Annotated in this window: 20 protein-coding genes; 17 read left to right on the top strand and 3 right to left on the bottom strand. The window is 62.5% G+C overall.

Annotated elements, in window-relative coordinates; all coding sequences use genetic code 11:
- The first annotated feature begins 29 nt into the window (after positions 1 to 29).
- The 8 genes from HWE04_RS13235 (at position 30) to HWE04_RS13200 (ending at position 9040) form a co-directional block, all read left to right on the top strand.
- Positions 30 to 1106: a protein-glutamate methylesterase/protein-glutamine glutaminase gene (locus HWE04_RS13235; RefSeq protein ID WP_039876336.1), complete on the top strand. Its 1077-nt coding sequence runs from the start codon at positions 30 to 32 to the stop codon at positions 1104 to 1106.
- 177 nt (positions 1107 to 1283) lie between these two features.
- Positions 1284 to 1679: a chemotaxis response regulator CheY gene (gene cheY, locus HWE04_RS13230; RefSeq protein ID WP_006712751.1), complete on the top strand. Its 396-nt coding sequence runs from the start codon at positions 1284 to 1286 to the stop codon at positions 1677 to 1679.
- On the top strand, positions 1672 to 2331 hold the full coding sequence (gene cheZ / locus HWE04_RS13225) for a protein phosphatase CheZ (RefSeq protein WP_241812667.1): 660 nt from the start codon (positions 1672 to 1674) through the stop codon (positions 2329 to 2331). Before cheY ends, cheZ begins: the two co-directional genes overlap by 8 nt.
- A gap of 363 nt (positions 2332 to 2694) precedes the next feature.
- Positions 2695 to 3870: a flagellar biosynthesis protein FlhB gene (gene flhB, locus HWE04_RS13220; protein WP_039876338.1), complete on the top strand. Its 1176-nt coding sequence runs from the start codon at positions 2695 to 2697 to the stop codon at positions 3868 to 3870.
- A gap of 2 nt (positions 3871 to 3872) precedes the next feature.
- Entirely contained in the window at positions 3873 to 5981 is a 2109-nt protein-coding gene (flhA, locus tag HWE04_RS13215) for a flagellar biosynthesis protein FlhA (RefSeq protein WP_006712755.1), read from the top strand.
- Positions 5978 to 7462 carry a flagellar biosynthesis protein FlhF gene (gene flhF / locus HWE04_RS13210; RefSeq protein WP_241812666.1) on the top strand — a complete coding sequence of 495 codons (1485 nt, stop codon included), beginning with the start codon at positions 5978 to 5980 and terminating at the stop codon, positions 7460 to 7462. The genes flhA and flhF overlap by 4 nt, the downstream gene beginning before the upstream one ends.
- Positions 7463 to 7496: 34 nt before the next feature.
- Positions 7497 to 8297: a MinD/ParA family ATP-binding protein gene (locus tag HWE04_RS13205; protein WP_077237254.1), complete on the top strand. Its 801-nt coding sequence runs from the start codon at positions 7497 to 7499 to the stop codon at positions 8295 to 8297.
- 5 nt (positions 8298 to 8302) lie between these two features.
- Positions 8303 to 9040 carry an RNA polymerase sigma factor FliA gene (locus HWE04_RS13200; protein ID WP_006462687.1) on the top strand — a complete coding sequence of 246 codons (738 nt, stop codon included), beginning with the start codon at positions 8303 to 8305 and terminating at the stop codon, positions 9038 to 9040.
- A gap of 229 nt (positions 9041 to 9269) precedes the next feature.
- Here HWE04_RS13200 and HWE04_RS13195 read toward each other — a convergent pair whose 3' ends face one another.
- The 3 genes from HWE04_RS13195 to flgA form a co-directional block, all read right to left on the bottom strand.
- A complete protein-coding gene (locus tag HWE04_RS13195; protein ID WP_077237035.1) occupies positions 9270 to 9728 on the bottom strand; it encodes a flagella synthesis protein FlgN in 459 nt (152 codons plus the stop codon).
- Between the two features lie 30 nt (positions 9729 to 9758).
- On the bottom strand, positions 9759 to 10079 hold the full coding sequence (gene flgM, locus HWE04_RS13190) for a flagellar biosynthesis anti-sigma factor FlgM (protein ID WP_241812664.1): 321 nt from the start codon (positions 10077 to 10079) through the stop codon (positions 9759 to 9761).
- A 183-nt stretch (positions 10080 to 10262) separates the two neighbouring features.
- Positions 10263 to 11009: a flagellar basal body P-ring formation chaperone FlgA gene (flgA, locus tag HWE04_RS13185; RefSeq protein WP_241812663.1), complete on the bottom strand. Its 747-nt coding sequence runs from the start codon at positions 11007 to 11009 to the stop codon at positions 10263 to 10265.
- Positions 11010 to 11241: 232 nt separating this feature from the next.
- On the opposite strand from flgA, the gene flgB reads away from it, so the two are divergent.
- From flgB to flgJ, 9 genes are all read left to right on the top strand, one after another.
- On the top strand, positions 11242 to 11670 hold the full coding sequence (flgB, locus tag HWE04_RS13180) for a flagellar basal body rod protein FlgB (protein ID WP_006462683.1): 429 nt from the start codon (positions 11242 to 11244) through the stop codon (positions 11668 to 11670).
- A gap of 6 nt (positions 11671 to 11676) precedes the next feature.
- Complete coding sequence (gene flgC / locus HWE04_RS13175) at positions 11677 to 12081, top strand: flagellar basal body rod protein FlgC (protein ID WP_006462682.1); 405 nt, start codon at positions 11677 to 11679, stop codon at positions 12079 to 12081.
- A gap of 18 nt (positions 12082 to 12099) precedes the next feature.
- Complete coding sequence (locus tag HWE04_RS13170) at positions 12100 to 12822, top strand: flagellar hook assembly protein FlgD (RefSeq protein ID WP_006462681.1); 723 nt, start codon at positions 12100 to 12102, stop codon at positions 12820 to 12822.
- Between the two features lie 39 nt (positions 12823 to 12861).
- Complete coding sequence (gene flgE, locus HWE04_RS13165; protein ID WP_006462680.1) at positions 12862 to 14163, top strand: flagellar hook protein FlgE; 1302 nt, start codon at positions 12862 to 12864, stop codon at positions 14161 to 14163.
- Positions 14164 to 14274: 111 nt separating this feature from the next.
- The gene (gene flgF, locus HWE04_RS13160; RefSeq protein ID WP_006462679.1) at positions 14275 to 15012 is read left to right on the top strand and encodes a flagellar basal-body rod protein FlgF; all 738 of its coding nucleotides are present in this window, start codon (positions 14275 to 14277) and stop codon (positions 15010 to 15012) included.
- Positions 15013 to 15047: 35 nt separating this feature from the next.
- Positions 15048 to 15830: a flagellar basal-body rod protein FlgG gene (gene flgG / locus HWE04_RS13155; RefSeq protein ID WP_006462678.1), complete on the top strand. Its 783-nt coding sequence runs from the start codon at positions 15048 to 15050 to the stop codon at positions 15828 to 15830.
- A gap of 70 nt (positions 15831 to 15900) precedes the next feature.
- Entirely contained in the window at positions 15901 to 16560 is a 660-nt protein-coding gene (locus HWE04_RS13150) for a flagellar basal body L-ring protein FlgH (RefSeq protein ID WP_006462677.1), read from the top strand.
- A gap of 71 nt (positions 16561 to 16631) precedes the next feature.
- The gene (locus HWE04_RS13145; RefSeq protein WP_174616869.1) at positions 16632 to 17735 is read left to right on the top strand and encodes a flagellar basal body P-ring protein FlgI; all 1104 of its coding nucleotides are present in this window, start codon (positions 16632 to 16634) and stop codon (positions 17733 to 17735) included.
- 62 nt (positions 17736 to 17797) lie between these two features.
- The gene (gene flgJ, locus HWE04_RS13140) at positions 17798 to 18772 is read left to right on the top strand and encodes a flagellar assembly peptidoglycan hydrolase FlgJ (RefSeq protein WP_241812662.1); all 975 of its coding nucleotides are present in this window, start codon (positions 17798 to 17800) and stop codon (positions 18770 to 18772) included.
- The last annotated feature ends 30 nt before the right edge of the window (positions 18773 to 18802 follow it).

Raw genomic sequence — 18802 nt, 5'->3', positions numbered from 1 at the left:
GGTGATTCCGAAATTAGAGTGATTGAGTGATGAAAATTAAAGTTCTTATCGTCGACGACTCCGCACTGATCCGCAGTGTCATGCGCGAAATCATCGGCAGCCAGCCGGACATGGAAGTGGTGGGCGTGGCGCCCGACCCGATCATCGCCCGCGAGCTGATCAAGCAGACCAACCCGGACGTGCTGACGCTGGACGTGGAAATGCCGCGCATGGACGGCCTGGATTTCCTGGAAAAGCTGATGCGCCTGCGCCCCATGCCGGTGGTGATGGTGTCTTCGCTGACCGAGCGTGGTTCCGAAATCACCCTGCGGGCGCTGGAACTGGGCGCCATCGATTTCGTCACCAAGCCCAAGATCTCGATCCAGAGCGGCATGCAGGAATATGCCGACATGATCGCCGACAAGATCCGCGCCGCCGCCAAGGCCCGCGTGCGCGCTCGCCCGTCACGTGCGGCCGAGCAGGCTGCCACCCCCGGCGAGGCCTTGCCGCAGATCCGCAATCCGCTCACCAGTAGCGAAAAGCTGATCATCATCGGTGCTTCCACCGGCGGCACCGAGGCCATCAAGGAATTCCTGATCCGCATGCCTTCCGACTGCCCCGGCATCCTGATCACCCAGCATATGCCCGAAGGATTCACCCGTTCCTTCGCTCAGCGCCTGAACAACCTGTGCAAGATTTCAGTGGTGGAATCGGCCGGCAACGAGCGCGTGCTCCCGGGGCACGCCTATATTGCACCCGGCCATTCCCACCTGAAGCTGGTGCGCAGCGGCGCCAACTACATGACCCAGCTCGACCAGGGCCCGCCGGTAAACCGCCACCGGCCCTCGGTGGATGTGCTGTTCCAGTCGGCGGCGACCTGCGCCGGCAAGAACGCCGTGGGCGTGATCCTGACCGGTATGGGCAAGGACGGCGCACAGGGCATGCTGGAAATGCGCAATGCCGGCGCCTACAACTTTGCCCAGGACGAGGCCTCCTGCGTGGTCTTCGGCATGCCCCGCGAAGCCATCGCCATTGGTGCGGCGCATGAGGTTCTTTCGCTGCAGGCCATGCCGGGCAGGGTGCTGGCGTGGCTGGCGGAACACGGAAGCCGTGCCCTGCGGGTCTGAAGCTGCACGATACGCTTATTGTTCTGCCAAATTTGCTATTGCTGCACTACAATGCGTTGCATATGAGAGGCAGCCTGAGGGTTCACCTCAAGCTGGGAAGATAAGAAGGATTCGGTTCAAGTGAGCGTAGGCACTTGCCGTTATCCACGAATTCAATTGTTCAGATGGAGTCTTAGCATGTCGGGTCCCAATACCAAGTTCTTAGTCGTCGACGATTTCTCGACCATGCGCCGCATCGTGCGCAATCTGCTCAAGGAATTGGGCTACACCAATGTGGACGAGGCCGAAGATGGCGTGCAGGCGCTGCAAAAGCTGCGTAGCGACCAGTTCGATTTCGTCGTCTCCGACTGGAACATGCCCAACATGGATGGCCTGACCATGCTGCAGGAAATCCGCAAGGACCCGGCCCTGTCCAAGCTGCCCGTGCTGATGGTCACCGCCGAAGCCAAGAAGGAAAACATCGTCGCTGCTGCCCAGGCGGGTGCCAACGGCTACGTGGTCAAGCCTTTCACCGCGGCCACGCTGGATGAGAAGCTGGGCAAGATCTTCGAAAAGATGGCTGCAGGTGGCTGAGGTGGAAGGCGGCCTCAATCCCGCCCGTACCGCGTCCACCGATGGTGCCGCGGTCAGCGAAGAGGTATTGGTCCGTATCGGCCACATGACGCGCAACCTGCACGACAGCTTGCGCGGTCTGGGCTTCGACCGCCTGCTGGAGCGCGCCGCCAGCGACATGCCCGACGCGCGTGACCGCCTGGAATACGTGGCCCGCATGACCGAACAGGCCGCCCAGCGTGTGCTCAATGCCACTGAACTGGCCAGCCCCTTGCAGGAGCGCATCCACGACGGTGCCGGCGAGCTCAAGGCGCAGTGGGAAGCGGCTACCGCCGGCAGCTTCTCGGAAGCCCAGTACCGCGAACTGGGTGCCCGCACCTCGGCCTTCCTGGCGCAGGCTGGCGAAGACAGCAGCGTGACCAAGCAGCAACTGCTGGACATCATGATGGCGCAGGATTTCCAGGACCTGACGGGTCAGGTCATCAAGCGCGTCACCAAGCTGGCACACGACCTGGAGTCGCAACTGGTGCAACTGCTGGTCGATTACTCGCCCTCGGAAACCAAGCGTGAAGACACGGGCCTGCTCAATGGCCCCCAGATCGACCCGGCCGGCAAGGATGTCATTGCCAACCAGGGGCAGGTGGACGATCTGCTGGAGAGCCTGGGCTTCTGATCCTGCGGGTATCTTCATCGAAGGCCTTGCATATTGTCTGATGGGCAATATGCAAGGCCTTCGTCATTGTTGCTGGTTTAGCATGTCGTGGAAATGCCACGTATCACATTCAACATGCAAATCTGACTTTGCCCTGTGTCTCCTATGCCGGAAGAAGCGTGCGGCACACCGCCTTCGAGACGCGCCGTTCTGTCCAAGGCAGAGCCTGGGGCTTTTGCCTAGTCCGAAATGGGGGACGTTTTCGCCCCTATTCCCGTGATGATGGCGCCTCCCGGTCGCCAATAATCCTAGCCTATTGTTCTAGAAATCCGTCCAGCGCACGCGACGCCGGGGGGCAAGCAGTTTTGCAGGGGGATACGGCGGATGGCCGAAGACAGCGATATGGAGCGGACAGAACCCGCCACGAGTAAACGCATTGAGCGTGCTCGTGAGCAGGGTGATGTGCCGCGCTCGCGCGAGCTGGCCACTTGCCTGATGCTGCTGGTGGGCGGTAGTTGCGTCTGGGCCTTCAGCGGCCCGGTCGTGACCAGCCTGGACCGCATCATGGTCGCTACCCTGAGCATGGAGCGTGCCGCGGCCTTCGATCCGGTGGTGCTGTTCAACATGCTCAGCGCCCATCTGCTGGATGTGGCCATTGCCATGATCCCCATCGCCTTCATGATGACCCTGGCTGCCATGGCCGCGCCCCTGATGCTGGGAGGCTGGCTGTTCAACGTCGAATCACTGGCCCCCAAGTTCAGCAAGCTCAATCCCATCAGCGGTTTTGGCAACATGTTCTCGGTCAACTCCCTGGTCGAGCTGGGCAAGGCTGTCCTCAAGACGCTGCTGGTGGGGACCGTTGCCTGGTTGGCCATTCGCGGCCAGATTGATGCCGTGCTGGGGCTGGGCGTGGAATCGCTCAAGACCGCCGGCGCCCATTCGGCGTATCTGCTATGGGTGAGCTTCATCACCATCGTGTCGGCGCTGATCCTCATTGCCGTACTGGACGTCCCTTATCAGATCTGGAACTACGGCCGCAAGCTGCGCATGACGCGTGAAGAGGTCAAGCAGGAGCACAAGGAATCCGAAGGCGATCCTCACGTCAAGGGCAAGATCCGCGCAATGCAGCGCGCCATGGCACGCCGCCGCATGATGGCCGAGGTGCCTACCGCCGACGTGGTGGTGACCAACCCGACCCACTATGCGGTCGCGCTGAAATATACCGAAGGCAAGATGGGTGCACCCAAGGTGGTGGCCAAGGGTGCCGACGACATCGCCGCCAAGATCCGCGAACTGGCGCGCGAGCACAAGGTGCCGCTGCTGGAAGCACCGCCCCTGGCGCGCGCCTTGCACACCCATACCGAGATCGGCGACGAGATCCCCGAAGCCCTTTATACCGCCGTGGCCGAGGTGCTGGCCTACGTGTTCCAGTTGCGCACCTTTGGCAAGTTCGGTGGCGACCGTCCGGTGGAACCGACCGACCTGGCCGTGCCCAAGGACCTCGATCCGGCCACTGCCCCTCCCAAGACACGCGGCCCCAAGAATAGAAGCAGGCAGTAACGATGGCGACCAAACTCAATACGATGAAAATTCCGGCCTGGGTGCCGATCAAGAGCGGCAAGGCCTTCGCCGCGCCGATCCTGATCGTCATGATGCTGGCGATGATGGTGCTGCCGCTGCCAGCCTTCATGCTGGACCTGCTGTTCAGCTTCAACATCTCGCTCTCGGTGATTGTGCTGATGACGGCGCTCTATACTGTCAAGCCGCTGGATTTCATCGCCTTCCCGGCGGTGCTGCTGGTGTCGACTATGCTGCGCCTGTCACTGAACGTGGCCTCGACCCGGGTCGTGCTGACCGAGGGCCATACCGGCCCGGACGCCGCCGGCAAGGTGATCGAAGCCTTCGGTCACTTCCTGATCGGCGGCAACTACACGGTCGGTATCGTGGTGTTCGTGATCCTGACCATCATCAACTTCATGGTGGTGACCAAGGGTGCCGGCCGTATCGCCGAAGTGGGCGCGCGCTTCACCCTGGATGCGATGCCGGGCAAGCAGATGGCGATCGACGCCGACCTCAACGCCGGCCTGATCGGTGAGCCCGAGGCCCGCGCCCGCCGCAAGGAAGTGGCACAGGAGTCGGAGTTCTACGGTGCCATGGACGGTGCCTCCAAGTACGTGCGCGGCGACGCCATCGCCGGCATCATCGTGACCGTGGTCAACATCGTCGGCGGTCTGGTGGTGGGGATGGTCCAGCACGACCTGGCCTTCGACGCCGCACTGAAGAACTACACGCTGCTGGCCATCGGTGATGGCCTGGTGGCGCAGATTCCCTCGCTGATCATTTCGACGGCCGCCGGTGTGGTGGTCTCGCGCGTGGCCAACGACCAGGACGTGGGCGGCCAACTGATCAACCAGCTCTTCGCCAAGCCGGAAGTGCTCTACATCACCGCCGTCATCATCGGCGGCATGGGCCTGATCCCGGGCATGCCGCATATCGCCTTCCTGCTGCTGGCGGCTGCCATGGGCGGTGGTGCGTATGCCATCAGCAAGCGCGTCCAGACCGCCAAGGCCGAAAGTGCTGCCGCCACGCCGCAAGCCGCAGCAGCTGCGGCCGCGCCCGCCGAAGGCGAGGAGGCCAGCTGGAACGACGTCATGCCGGTCGATACCCTGGGCCTGGAAGTGGGCTACCGCCTCATCCCGCTGGTGGACAAGGGGCAGGGCGGCGAACTGCTCAAGCGCATCAAGGGCATCCGCAAGAAATTCGCCCAGGAAGTCGGCTTCCTGTCACCGCCCATCCATATCCGCGACAATCTGGAATTGAAACCCTCGGCCTACCGCATCACCCTCAAAGGCGTGGAAGTGGGCAATGGCGAGGCCCATGCCGGCCAATATCTGGCGATCAACCCGGGCATGGTGACCGGCCCCTTGCCGGGCATGATGACTTCCGACCCGGCCTTCGGTCTGCCGGCCGTCTGGATCGACAACAGCCTGCGCGAACAGGCCTCGACCATGGGCTATACCGTGGTCGACGCCGGCACCGTCGTCGCCACCCACTTGAACCACCTGATCACCACCCATGCTTCCGAGCTGCTGGGCCGCCAGGAAGTGCAGAGCCTGCTGGACCACCTGGCCAAGGAAGCGCCCAAGCTGGTGGAAGATCTGGTGCCGAAGATGTTGCCCCTGGGTACCTTGCAGAAAGTGTTGCAGAACCTGCTCACCGAAGGCGTGCACATTCGCGATATGCGCACTATCATCGAAACCTTGGCCGAGCACGCCGCGCGCATCCAGGACCCGACCGATCTCACGGCCATCGTCCGCATCGCGCTGGGTCGGGCCATCGTGCAACAGATTTTCCCGGGCGAGAGCGAGTTGCCGGTCATGGCGCTGGACTCCAAGCTCGAACGTCTGCTCATGCAGGCGCTGCAGGCCAGCGGCGACACCGGCGGTATCGAGCCGGGTCTGGCCGATTCGCTGGTACAGCAGACCGAAATCGCGGCGCAGCGCCAGGAGCAGCTTGGCTACGCGCCGGTACTGCTGGTGGGGGCGCCGCTGCGCACGCTGATGGCGCGCTTCCTGCGTCGTGCCATGCCGCAGTTGCGCGTGTTGTCGCACGCTGAAGTGCCAGAATCGAAAACGATTAAAGTTACCAGCCTAGTTGGAGGGCAAGCATGAACGTCAAGAAATTTATCGCCAATTCTTCTCGCGAGGCCTGGCGTCAGGTCCGCGAGGCGCTTGGCCCGGATGCCGTCATTCTCTCCAACCGCAATATTCCCGACGGGGTGGAGATCCTGGCCATGGCCAACGAGGATATGACCACCCTGGTGGCGCCCAGCGGTGCGCGCGAAGCTGGGGCTCGCCCGCAGGCGGCCTCGCTGCAGCAGCAATCCGGCCTGCCGCCGGCGCAGCAGCCCAAGCGTCCCGCACTGCTGTCTTCGCCGCTGGCGCAGCAGCCGGCCCGCGCCCAGCGTACCGAGCAGGCGCCCCTGCTGGACCAGCCGGCCCAGGGCCGCGCACCCGCCCGCGCAGCAGAAGCAGCACCCGGCCCCGATGCGCGCGTCTGGCGCAGCCGTCGTGCCGGCAGTGCCGCGGCCCAGCCGCCAGCGGCCGGGGCTGCTGATGCTGCCGAACAGGATCAACGTCCGCGTTCGGCGCTGCCTGAATTCGACGGCAAGGACTACGACGAGATCCTGTCCGAGGTGATGAGCGAAATCCGCTCCATGCGTGGCGTGCTGGAAACTCAGCTGGCCGAGATTTCCTGGGGTGGCGCGCAAAAGCGTGAGCCGCTCAAGGGCATCGTCCTGAAGGAAATGCTGGCCGCCGGCTTCTCGGCCAGCCTGTCCCGCCTGATCACCGAAAACCTGCCGTCCAACTCCAAGTCGCAGGACATCATGTTCTGGGTCAAGTCGGTCTTGGCGCGCAATCTCAACACCCTGGCCAACGAGAACGAACTGCTGGAAAACGGCGGCGTCTTCGCCCTGGTCGGCCCCACCGGCGTGGGCAAGACCACTACCACTGCCAAGCTGGCCGCACGCTGCGTCATGCGCCACGGGTCCGGCAAGCTGGCCTTGATCACCACCGACGGCTACCGTATCGGCGGCTACGAACAATTGCGCATCTACGGCAAGATCCTGGGTGTGATGGTGCACTCGGTCAAGGACGAGACCGACCTGCGCATCGCCCTGGAAGAACTCAAGGGCAAGCACACCGTGCTCATCGATACCGCAGGGGTAGGCCAGCGCGACCAGATGGTGGCCGAGCAGGACGCCATGCTGGCCGGTGCCGGCGTGGACATCAAGCGCCTGCTGTGCCTGAACGCCACCGCCACTGGTGGCACTCTCAATGAAGTGGTGCATGCCTACTCCAGCTCCGGTCTGGCCGGCTGCATCATCACCAAGCTTGATGAAGCTGCCACCATCGGCAACGTGCTAGACGTGGTGATCCGCCACAAGCTCAACCTGCACTACGTCGCCAACGGCCAGCGCGTGCCGGAAGACCTGCACGTGGCCAACAAGCTGTACCTGGCAGACCGTGCTTTCAAGCAGAAACGCGAGACCGCCCCTTTTGAATTCCAGGAAGGCGAACTGCCCGGCGTGATCGGCCCCACCGCGATGTCCATGAACGACAAAGGTTTGCGCGAGGTGAGCTTTGGCTAGTTACGATATCGACCAGGCGGCCGGACTGCGCCGGATGCTGGAGCGTCCGGTCCCCCGACTGTTCACTTTCTTCTCGGTGCTGGGTGAAGAAGAGAAGAGCGCCATGCTTATCAATATTGCCGCCTCCCTGTCGCAGGCCAAGCATAACGTGCTGGTTGTCGATGGCGACGTGGCCAGTACCGGCCTGCTGACCCGCATCGGCCTGCGCCACGACGTCGCCACCTTGCAGGAAGTGGCGCGTGCCGAACGCCCCTTGCGCGAGGCCACCCGCATGCTGCCCGAAGGTTTTGCCATGGCCCGCATCGCCCGCCGTACCGTGCCGGCGGCCAGCGATCCCCAGGCCGGCCGTCTGGCCGAGATTTTCGACAGCCTCATTGAGCAGGCCGAGATCACCCTCGTCAATGGCGTGCTGGCCAGCGATCAGTCCTTGCCGGTGCCGACCATGGAAATGGGCGAGATCGTGATCCAGGTCTCGACCACGGCCACCTCGATCAAGGCCGCCTATGTGCTCCTGAAGAGCCTGAGCGACCGTATCGGACGCCGTCCCTTCAGCCTGATCGTCAATGACGCCACCGAGGCCGAGGCGCGCACCGTCTACGCCAACATGGCCCAGGCCGCCAGCCGCTATCTGGCAGCGCAGTTGAATTTCCTCGGCGCCATCCCGGCCGACGACCATATCCGCCGCGCTACCGGCCAGGGGCGGGCGGTGATGGATGTGTTTCCCTTTGCCGGTGCGGCGCTGGCTTTCCAGCGCCTGTCCAAGCAATTCACGGCGGCCGATACGGCCCGCAGCACTTACGGAATGGCAACCGATGGTGCAAGCCTGGGAGTGTGACGTGCATGTATAACGTCAAGGGAAAAAAGGGCAAGAACGATGTGCTGGAGCAGCATGCGCCGCTGGTCAAGAAACTGGCGCATCAGCTCAAGGCCAAATTGCCCCCTAGCGTAGAGGTGGACGACCTGATCCAGGCCGGCATGATGGGCTTGCTCGACGCCGTCAACCGCTACGAAGAGACCCATGGCGCGCAGTTCGAGACCTATGCCGTACAACGCATTCGTGGCGCCATGCTCGACGAACTGCGCAGCAGCGACTGGCTGCCGCGCAGCATCCGTCAGAACGCCCGCAAGGTGGACGAAGCCATGCAGGCCTTGCTGCAGCAGCTCGGTCGCCAGCCGCAGGAAACCGAAGTGGCGCAGCACCTCAAGATCAGCCTCACCGAGTATCAGTCGCTGCTCAGCGAATGCGGTGGGCACCAGCTGATCTACTACGAGGATTTCCACGACGACGATGGTGGCCATGAACATTTCCTGGACCGCTACCAGACCGCCGAGTCCGACGACGACCCGTTGCAGAACCTGATCAATGGCGGCTTCCGCGAAGCCGTGGTGGACTCCATCAAGGCCCTGCCCGAGCGCGAGCAGATCCTGATGGCCCTCTACTACGAGCAGGAAATGAACCTCAAGGAGATCGGCGCCGTCATGGGCGTGTCCGAATCTCGCGTGTGCCAGCTGCACAGCCAGGCGATCTCACGCATGCGTTCCTATCTGCGGGAGCATTCGTGGAGTGGGGTGGCCTGAGAAGTGATTTGCGTCCGGGAGGACGCGCTCCGGCATGCTCTGACGGCTCCTTCGGGAGCCGTTTTTAATTCCATCGAGCTCTTGCGTGCCGCCTTGGGTCTGACCCAGCTTGCGCTGAGCAGGTAAAGCTTGAGGCACCTGCACGGCACAAAAAAAGACCCCGAGGCATGGCACTCGGGGTCTTTGAATCTGCGGCGATTGCGCTCGTGGCGCTCGGCTTGGAGGGTGGTCAGACCACGCCAAGCCTGCGGCCGGAAGATTTGATGCTGTTCTGTCCATCCGGTCCATAGAAGTTACCGGTGCCGGTCTTGCCCTGCAGGATGGTGAGTGCGCTCTGGTTGATCGAAAGCTTCTTGCCGATCAGCAAACCATTGACGCGGTTGAGCTCCTTGGCATCCTGGGCCAGTTCGAACAGGCCGGCCCAGACGTCCTTGTCGGCGTCGCTGCCATGTTCGTTCATCCACTGCTGCATGCCGGCCTCGTCTTCGCTGTAACCCAGGCTGCCCAGCAGGCTGTGGCGGTTACCGGCCAGCGTGGCCATGTCGGAAACGATGGTGGCTTTTTCGGAAATGATGTCGGTCAGGCCTTCGGCGGTGGCTTCAGCCAGCAAGGCCTGTTCCTGATTCAGTTTTTCGACCAGGCGGGACAGGGCAGCGTGTTCCAGAGGCAGGTTGCTGGCCGGATTCATGCGGGTCATCCTGTGCGAAGGCAGTGACGATCAGGCCGGACGGGCGCTGATCAGGGTCTTGACGGTGTCGATCAGGCCATTGGCCACTTTTTCCGGATCGATCTGGAAGGTGCCGTTGGCGATGGCAGCCTTGATTTCGGCCACTTTCTTGGCATCGAAACTGCTGCTGTTGCTGTTGACCTTGGTTTCCAGCGACTGATAGGTGCTGGACAGGCGCACGCTATCGGAAGTGGCTGCAGTGGCCGCGGCACCATTGCTGGCAGCAGCGCCGGCGGGGGCGTTGTTGCGAGGCTGGGCCTGGGTCTGCTCGCTGTTGAGGGCAGCGGATTTGAGGGCGTCGTTAACGTTCACGGCAGTATTCCTTGTAGGGTGGGGGCGCATCGCACCCGCCTGTCGTATGGATTATCGACCAGTTCTGCGCAAACTTTAACATCCAGGGCGCCAAAATGACGAAATGGGAGAAATTTTCTTCACATTTCCGACGCCCGGCTGCAGATCCCGGCTAGACAGTCCTTTCTTCAGGATTGCCCTCTATCAATAGTTGATTTCCAGAATGCCGCCCGCCTTGGCGATGCCGCTGACCACTTGCCCGGCGGCGGTCCGTGCCTGCGCCATCTGGCCTTCATTGGCGTTGGTCATGGCGCGCGCTTCCGTGGAAATCTGGAAGCCCGGGCCGATCGAGACGACCCGTACCGACTGTCCTTGTTGTACCACCCGCTGGTTGCGGATGGCGTCCATGCGCAGCGGGGTTCCTGCGCGCAAGGACATGTTGGCGACCCGGCCCACCACCTGGGCTTCTTCGGTGATCACCCCACTGGGCAGGCTGGACATGTCACCGCGGATGCGGGTGATGTCGCTGGCGCTGATGGTCTGGCCCTGCGCCAGCGGCACGGCGGCCACCAGGTAGTCGGAAATGACCTGGACATTGGCGCGCAGATAAATCGTCCAGGGGGAGGGTGCCACGCACTTGACGCCCACCGTGGTGCGGCCCCACAGGCGTCCGCCGTTGGGCATGAAGGCTTGCGGTTCGAGGCAGGAGGCCAGCGTCAGGCGCGGGTCGGCGGGATCGATGGTGATCGTGACACTGCCCGGCAGGCCGGAGGTCTGGCTGGCCAGGAATTGCTCGGCAACCTGTTGCAGAACTTGCAAGTTCTGCTTTTGCGGACCGTCGGGGGTATTTTGCGCAGCGACTGGCGAGGCAGTCGTCAATGCGCCGGCCAGCAAGGCCAGGGCGGCGATGGCGCGGCGCAGTAGGCGCATGGGGCGAAAAGAATGTTTCATTTTGTGCAACTTGCCTGCAGCAGACATTGGCCAGACATTGGCGAATCTTGGCAGCAATGGTACGTCGCGCGCGCGAGGTCAAAAGCGCAAACAGGGGAGGCTTTTATCTCTTTATCGCCCCTTAAAGTCCCGGGTGGAAACGTATGATCAAGCCTACGTAATTCCATCATCGGCGTAGTGTGCGATCGTCCCAGGCAGGGCGGCAGCGGCGCCGGTATTTCCGGAGGACCCGATGGTCTCAAAGCTCGACGATTTCTTCCGCTTCAATGAGATGGCGCTGAACCTGCGGGCACAGCGCCAACAGGTGCTGGCCTCCAATATCGCCAACGCCGATACGCCCAACTACAAGGCGCGGGACGTCAATTTTGCCGATGCGCTGAAAAACGCCCTCGACAACAAGGGCGGCGCTATGCCGCCGCTGCAACTGGCCCGCACCGCCGCCTCGCACGTGGCCGGGACCGCGCCTGACAACGGCCCGGGCAGCATCGGCGGTTCGCCCCTGCAGTACCGCACGGTGACCCAGGGTAGCGTGGACGGCAACACCGTCGACCTGGACGTGGAGCGCAATGAATTCGTCGACAACGGCATCCGCTACGAAGCCGGTGTCACCGCTGTGAACGGCCAGATCAAGGCCATGATTAACGCCATCCAACCGGGTTGATAAACCATGTCCCTTTCCAACATCTTCAACGTTGCCGGTTCGGCCATGAGTGCGCAGGCCCAGCGCCTCAATGCCACGGCCAGCAATATCGCCAACGCCGATAGCGCCACCGGCCCGGACGGCCGGCCCTACAAGGCCAAGCAGGTGGTCTTCGAGTCCATCCCCGTGGGCGATGTCAAGGATAGCGGCGTGAAAGTGGCCGCCGTGGTGGAAGACCAGGCGCCGCCCAAGCTGGTCTACGACCCCAAGCATCCCATGGCCGATGGCAATGGTTATGTCGCCATGCCCAACGTCAACCCGGTCGAGGAAATGGTCAACATGATCTCGGCTTCCCGCTCTTACCAGACCAATGTGGAAACGATGAATACGGCCAAGGCCATGCTGGTCAAGACCCTTACCATCGGACAATAGGAAACAGGACCTTAAATCATGGCAATCGTCTCCAATGACCTGCTCAATGCAATGAATGGCACGAGCAGCAGCTCGTCGACCAACAACTCGGCCAGTCTGAACGACAACAGCCCGGATGCGATCCAGAATCGTTTCCTGACGCTGCTGATTGCGCAGATGAAGAACCAGGACCCCAGCAACCCGATGGACAACTCGCAGCTGACTACACAGATGGCCCAGCTGTCGACCGTCTCCGGCATCAGCCAGTTGAACGATTCGCTGGGTACGCTGATGGGCAATCTCAGTTCTTCGCAGGCGTTGTCCACGGCCAGCATGATCGGTCATAGCGTGCTGGCCCCGGGCAATGGCATCCAGCTCACTTCGGACACGACCAAGGATGCCGACGGCAACGAAGTCACCAGCCAGAAGGCGGTGTTCGGTGTGAACCTGCCCAGCACGGCTTCCTCGGTCATCGTCACCGTCAAGGACTCCACCGGCGCAGTGGTGCGCACCATGGACCTGGGTACCCAGGCTGCCGGTGCCGTGCCTGTGATCTGGGATGGTACCAATGACGCCGGCGGCAAGGCGGCTGACGGCAAGTACACCTTCACCGCCACCGCATCCAACAATGGCACCCCGGTCGCGGTGACGGCGCTGGCCTTCGGTACGGTGGCCAGCGTGTCCACCGGCACGGACGGCGTCAAGCTCAATGTCACCAACGTTGGCACCATCAAGTCCAGCGACATCGTACAAATTCTTTAATCGTTATTACCGACATCATTCGGAACAAGGGGATATCTCATGAGTTTTCAGCAAGGTCTGAGCGGACTGAACGGCGCAGCCAAGAGCCTGGACGTCATCGGTAATAACGTGGCCAACGCCAGCACGGTCGGTTTCAAGCAGTCGCAGACCCAGTTTGCCGACATGTACGCCAACTCGATGAACCGCTCCGGCAATTCGCCGGTGGGCATCGGCGTGACCGTGGCCAATGTCTCGCAGCAATTCACCCAGGGTAACGTCAGCTCGTCCAACAATCCGCTGGACATCGCCATCAATGGCGACGGCTTTTTCCAGATGTCGGCCAGCGCATCCGATCTGTCGCCGATGTATGGTCGCAACGGCCAGTTCCAGCTGGACAAGAATGGCTACATCATCAACCCCAGCATGAACGGCGCCTTCCTGATGGGTTGGGCCGCCGGTGCGTCCGGTGGCGATCCGGTGCAGCTGCAGATCGATACTTCGTCGATCCCGGCCACCCCAACCACTTCGGTGTCCACCAAGGTCAACCTGGATTCTCGCCTGGCCGTGCCGACGGTCACGCCTTTCAACGCTGCCGATCCGAACAGCTACAACAACTCCACCGGCGTTACCCTGTATGACAGCCTGGGTAACCCGTACAGCATGCAGACTTACTACGTGAAGGCAGCGCCGACCGGTGTGCCGCCGACGACTACCTGGACCGTCTACGCCAAGATCGACAACACCACCCTGAACGACGGCGCCACCCCACCGGCCCCCGTTGCGCTGGGTACCATGACCTATGACTCGACCGGTACCCTGACCCAGATCAACGGTGCGCCGGTGACGGCCACCAGCGTCATGACCCTGACGGCCGCGCAATTGAATGATCCGAGCATCGTCAAGGGCGGCGGCAACTTCGCTGCGCCGATCAACTTCTCCTATGCAGGTTCGACCCAGACCGGTTCGGCTTTCGTCAACCTGGCGCAAAACCAGAACGGCATGCCGCCGGGTACCCTGTCGAGCTTCTCGATCGACAAGGATGGCACCATCGTCGGTTCCTACAGCAACCAGCAGACCAAGAACCTGGGTACCGTAGTGCTGGTGAACTTCGCCAACCCGAATGGCCTGCAGCCGCTGGGCAACAACCTGTATGCGGCCACCGGTGCGGCCGGCAGCCCGCTGGTGGGCAAGCCCTCCACCGGCACGTTCGGTAGCCTGCAGGCGCGCGCGGTGGAAGACTCCAACGTCGACCTGACCGCTGAACTGGTCAACATGATCGTGGCGCAGCGCGTCTACCAGGCCAACTCGCAGACCATCAAGGTGCAGGACACCGTGCTGCAGACCCTGGTCAGCCTGCGCTGATAAAGGCTTGATCGCGCGCCTTGCGGCGCGCGTGCTGCAAGGTCGCCGGCGTCGCCGGCGGCCGGTTTCAACCGCTGGCGCCGGGGGATGGTGCCGCAAAAAAGGGGTTTTATGGATCGTCTGGTCTATACAGCGATGTCGGGGGCCAAGCATACGCTGGAGCAGCAAGCGACTGCCAGCAACAATCTGGCCAACGCCACGACCACGGGTTTTCGCGCCCAATTGAATACCTTCCGCTCGGCACCGGTGGTGGGCGATGGCTTGCCCACGCGGGCCTTCGTGGTCGACTCGACCGCGGGCAGCGATTTTTCGCAGGGACCGATCCAGGACACCGGGCGTGCGCTGGACGTGGCCGTTCAGGGGCGCGGCTGGATCGCGGTGCAGACCGCCGATGGCGGCGAAGCCTATACCCGCAATGGCAGCTTCAAGATCAACGAGAACGGCATCCTGCAGACCCAGAATGGTCAGTCGGTGCAGGGCGACGGCGGTCCGATCACCATTCCGCCCGATACCACGGTGGCCATCGCCGCCGATGGCACGGTGTCGTCGATCCCGACCAATGGCATTCCCAATGCGGTCAACGTGCTGGGCCGCATCAAGCTGGTCAATCCGGACGAAAAGAACATGAAGCGCGGTGATGATGGCCTGTTCCGCACCATCACCGGTGCCGCCCAGCCGGACGCCAACGTGCGCCTGGCCAGCGGTGCCGTCGAAGGCAGCAACGTAAACGTGGTGGAGGCGATGGTCAACATGATCAACCTGTCGCGCCAGTTCGAGATGAACATGAAGGTGATCCAGACCGCCGAAAGCGATGCGACCAAGGCGACCCAGATTCTGTCCTTGTCCTGATAGCACAGCCCCTGCACTGATTACCGGAGAAATAAATGATTCGTTCCCTGTGGATTTCCAAGACCGGCCTGGATGCGCAACAGACGCAACTGGACGTGATTTCCAACAACCTGGCCAACGTCAGCACCAACGGCTTCAAGCGTTCGCGCGCCGTGTTCGAAGACCTGCTGTACCAGACCGTGCGTCAACCCGGCGCCCAGTCCTCGCAACAGACACAACTGCCCTCGGGCCTGCAGATCGGTACCGGCGTGCGTCCGGTCGCCACCGAGCGCATCTTCAGCCAGGGCAACGTCAACCAGACCAACAATGACAAGGATCTGGCGATCCAGGGCAATGGTTTCTTCCAGATCCTGCTGCCCGACGGTACCACCGCCTACACCCGCGATGGCGCCTTCCAGACCGACAGCCAGGGTCAGCTGGTGACCTCCAGCGGCTACACCCTGCAGCCGCCGATCACCATTCCGCTCAACACCACCAAGCTCAGCGTGGGCCGTGACGGTACCGTCTCGATCATGCAGGCCGGTTCGACCGCGACCACGCAGATCGGCACCATCCAGGTCGCCACCTTCATCAACCCGGCTGGCCTGGAAAGCCGTGGCGAAAACCTGTATGTGGAAACCGCCGCTTCCGGCACTCCCAACCCGAATACCCCGGGAACCAACGGTGCCGGTGCCTTGTGGCAGGGCTATGTGGAAACCTCCAACGTGAACGTGGTGGAAGAGCTGGTCAACATGATCCAGACCCAGCGCGCCTACGAAATCAACAGCAAGGCCATCACCACATCCGACCAGATGCTGGCCAAGCTGTCGCAGCTGTAAGACCTGGCGGCGAGCCGGGGTGGCGTTGTTGAACAAGGTAGTCGGCAGTAGAAAGAAGGACGAGGCAGATATGAAGAACTTGCTGAAATTGGTTTCCATTGCGGGCGTATTGGCTGTGGCCGGTTGCACCACCGTGCCTGACAGCATCGTGACGGGTCCCAAGACGGCGCGTCCGCAGCCGGCTTCCTATGCGCCCCCGACCTCGGGTGCGATCTTCCAGTCGGCGGTCTACCGTCCGCTGCTGGAAGACCGCCGCGCGCGCCTGGTGGGTGACACCATCACCATCGTCATCAACGAAAAGACCAGTGCCGGCAAGTCCGCCGGCAGCTCGGCCAGCAAGACCGGCGCGGTGGCGTCGCCCGCGCCGACCATCTTCGGCACCTCGATCAAGGAACTGTCGGCCTCCGGCAGCTCTTCGGCCAAGTTCGAGGACAAGGGCGCTACCAATTCCAGCAATACCTTCACCGGCACCATCGGCGTGACGGTGGTGGAGGTGCTGCCCAACGGTAACCTGGTGGTCTCGGGCGAAAAGCAGGTGGCGCTGGACAAGGGCGTGGAGTACGTGCGCTTCTCCGGCACCATCAGCCCGGACAACATCCAGACCGGCAATACCGTCTCCTCGACCCTGGTGGCCGATGCCAAGGTCGAATACCGTACCAATACCCGCGTGGACATGGCTGACTTCATGTCCTCGCTGGGCCGATTCTTCTTCAGCGTTTCTCCTTTCTGATGTGGAGTAGTGCAATGAGCCGGAAAGGATTTTTCGCAATGGATATCTTCAGATCAGGTAGCAGGCTGGCCATGGTGGCCGCCGCGGCCGTGGCCACCCTGTGCCTGGGCGTGGCGCTTCCGGCCCAGGCCGAGCGACTCAAGGACCTGGCCAGCATCCAGGGCGTGCGTCAGAACCAGTTGGTCGGTTACGGCCTGGTGGTCGGTCTGGACGGCAGTGGTGACCAGACTACCCAGACCCCCTTCACCGTGCAGAGCGTGATCAGCATGTTGCAGCAACTGGGCGTGAACGTGCCGTCCGGTACCAGCAGCAACATGCAGTTGAAGAACGTGGCTGCGGCCATGGTGACGGCCAACCTGCCGGCCTTCGCACAGCCCGGCCAGCTGATCGACGTGACCGTGTCGTCCATCGGCAATGCCAAGAGCATCCGCGGCGGCACCTTGCTGATGGCGCCGCTCAAGGGCGCCGACGGCCAGATCTATGCCATCGCCCAGGGCAACATCGTGGTCGGTGGTGCCGGTGCTTCGGCCGCCGGCAGCAGCACCACCATCAACCAGCTGTCGGCCGGCCGCATTTCCGGCGGTGCCACGGTCGAACGTGCAGTGCCCAGTTCGCTGGGTGGCGGCGACATGGTCGTGCTGGAACTGAACGACAACGATTTCTCCACCGCGGCCCGGGTGGTGGATGCGCTCAACAAGCGCTTTGGTACCGATACTGCCGTGGCGCAGGACGGCCGCGTGATCCGCGTGCGCGCACCGATCTCCAGCGGCGACCGGGTGGCCTTCCTGGGAGCGCTGGAAAACGTCGACGTGACGCCCGGCAAGCTGGCGGCCAAGGTCATCCTCAATGCGCGTACCGGTTCGGTGGTGATGAACCAGAGTGTGATGCTCGATACCTGCGCCGTCTCGCACGGCAATCTGTCGGTGGTGATCCAGGCTGACAATGCCGTGAGCCAGCCCAATGCGCTGGCCGGTGGCCAGACGGCCGGGGTGCAGAATGCGCAGGTCTCGATCAACAAGGAGCCGGGCAAGGTCATGCTGTTGAAGGGTGGCGCCTCGCTGTCCGATGTGGTCAAGGCGCTCAATGCCATCGGTGCCACGCCCCAGGACTTGCTGGCGATCCTGCAGGCGATGAAGGCGGCAGGTTCCTTGCGCGCCGAACTCGAAGTGATCTAACGGTAACGGTAGCGGGACGGCATGGCCGATTCCATTACAAACGCTTTCATCCAAGGTAACCCATGCTCAACAAGATCAACCCATCCAATCCGACCGAGAATCTGGCCGTCGATGCGAATGGGCTGAATGGCCTGCGCGAAGCAGCCCGGCAGAACTCGCCGGAGGCCATCAAGGGTGCAGCCAAGCAGTTCGAGGCGCTGTTCCTGAACATGGTGATGAAGAGCATGCGCGACGCGACGCCGCAAAATGGCCCGTTCGATAACGAGCAGACCAAGATGTTTACCTCCATGCTGGACCAGCACTTGAGCCAGAGCCTGGCACAGCGCGGCGTCGGGCTGGCCGATGTGCTGACCCGCCAGTTGTCGGCCTCGCTGCCCAAGAAGCTGCCGGATGCGCAGGACCTGGAGGGTACGACCATGCCGGGCGAGGAGGGCTTGCCCATGGGTATTCCGCTGGTCAAGGAAATGAGCGATGCCGATCGTGCCAAGTTCATCCAGAGTTTCGCCAGCCAACAGCAGGCCGAGAGTACCGACCAGGATGGTCGCAACGGCAAGCAGCGCCGCAACTCCAACAAGCCGGCCCATGTCGAGGCCTTCCAGAACCGCCTGCAGGCCGATGCCGAGATTGCCAGCAAGATGACCGGCATCCCGGCCAAGTTCATGCTGGCCCAGGCCGCGCTCGAAACCGGGTGGGGCAAGAAGGAAATCATCGCCCGCGATGGCCGTTCAGCGCACAACCTGTTTGGCATCAAGGCCACCGGTAACTGGACCGGCAAGGTGGTCGAGGCCACCACCATCGAATACATCAACGGCAAGCCGCAAAAGCGGGTGGAGAAATTCCGCGCGTATGATTCCTATGCGGACGCCTTCAAGGATTACGCCAACTTGCTGCGCAGCAATCCGCGCTACGAGAAGGTACTGGCCAGCGCCCAGGATGCGCACGGTTTCGCCTACGGCCTGCAGCGTGCCGGTTACGCCACCGATCCACATTACGCCGAGAAACTGTCGCGCATCATTCGCCAGTCGCTCTCGGCATAGGTTTCCCGCTGGTCATGACCTGGGCCGCGA

Source organism: Herbaspirillum sp. C7C2 (assembly GCF_022627865.1).
In the GTDB taxonomy this organism is placed as follows: Bacteria; Pseudomonadota; Gammaproteobacteria; order Burkholderiales; family Burkholderiaceae_D; genus Herbaspirillum; species Herbaspirillum frisingense.
The sequence above is the reverse complement of the archived record's forward strand: the minus strand, read 5'-3'. Positions and strand labels throughout refer to the sequence as shown.

What these genes read in the sequence shown, in the direction of transcription:
- HWE04_RS13235 (WP_039876336.1), top strand. Translation starts at nt 30, where the DNA reads ATGAAAATTAAAGTTCTTATCGTCGACGACTCCGCACTGATCCGCAGT.
- cheY (WP_006712751.1), top strand. Translation starts at nt 1,284, where the DNA reads ATGTCGGGTCCCAATACCAAGTTCTTAGTCGTCGACGATTTCTCGACC.
- flhB (WP_039876338.1), top strand. Translation starts at nt 2,695, where the DNA reads ATGGCCGAAGACAGCGATATGGAGCGGACAGAACCCGCCACGAGTAAA.
- flhA (WP_006712755.1), top strand. Translation starts at nt 3,873, where the DNA reads ATGGCGACCAAACTCAATACGATGAAAATTCCGGCCTGGGTGCCGATC.
- flhF (WP_241812666.1), top strand. Translation starts at nt 5,978, where the DNA reads ATGAACGTCAAGAAATTTATCGCCAATTCTTCTCGCGAGGCCTGGCGT.
- HWE04_RS13205 (WP_077237254.1), top strand. Translation starts at nt 7,497, where the DNA reads ATGCTGGAGCGTCCGGTCCCCCGACTGTTCACTTTCTTCTCGGTGCTG.
- HWE04_RS13200 (WP_006462687.1), top strand. Translation starts at nt 8,303, where the DNA reads ATGTATAACGTCAAGGGAAAAAAGGGCAAGAACGATGTGCTGGAGCAG.
- HWE04_RS13195 (WP_077237035.1), bottom strand. Translation starts at nt 9,728, where the DNA reads ATGAATCCGGCCAGCAACCTGCCTCTGGAACACGCTGCCCTGTCCCGC.
- flgA (WP_241812663.1), bottom strand. Translation starts at nt 11,009, where the DNA reads ATGAAACATTCTTTTCGCCCCATGCGCCTACTGCGCCGCGCCATCGCC.
- flgB (WP_006462683.1), top strand. Translation starts at nt 11,242, where the DNA reads ATGGTCTCAAAGCTCGACGATTTCTTCCGCTTCAATGAGATGGCGCTG.
- flgC (WP_006462682.1), top strand. Translation starts at nt 11,677, where the DNA reads ATGTCCCTTTCCAACATCTTCAACGTTGCCGGTTCGGCCATGAGTGCG.
- HWE04_RS13170 (WP_006462681.1), top strand. Translation starts at nt 12,100, where the DNA reads ATGGCAATCGTCTCCAATGACCTGCTCAATGCAATGAATGGCACGAGC.
- flgE (WP_006462680.1), top strand. Translation starts at nt 12,862, where the DNA reads ATGAGTTTTCAGCAAGGTCTGAGCGGACTGAACGGCGCAGCCAAGAGC.
- flgF (WP_006462679.1), top strand. Translation starts at nt 14,275, where the DNA reads ATGGATCGTCTGGTCTATACAGCGATGTCGGGGGCCAAGCATACGCTG.
- flgG (WP_006462678.1), top strand. Translation starts at nt 15,048, where the DNA reads ATGATTCGTTCCCTGTGGATTTCCAAGACCGGCCTGGATGCGCAACAG.
- HWE04_RS13150 (WP_006462677.1), top strand. Translation starts at nt 15,901, where the DNA reads ATGAAGAACTTGCTGAAATTGGTTTCCATTGCGGGCGTATTGGCTGTG.
- HWE04_RS13145 (WP_174616869.1), top strand. Translation starts at nt 16,632, where the DNA reads ATGGTGGCCGCCGCGGCCGTGGCCACCCTGTGCCTGGGCGTGGCGCTT.
- flgJ (WP_241812662.1), top strand. Translation starts at nt 17,798, where the DNA reads ATGCTCAACAAGATCAACCCATCCAATCCGACCGAGAATCTGGCCGTC.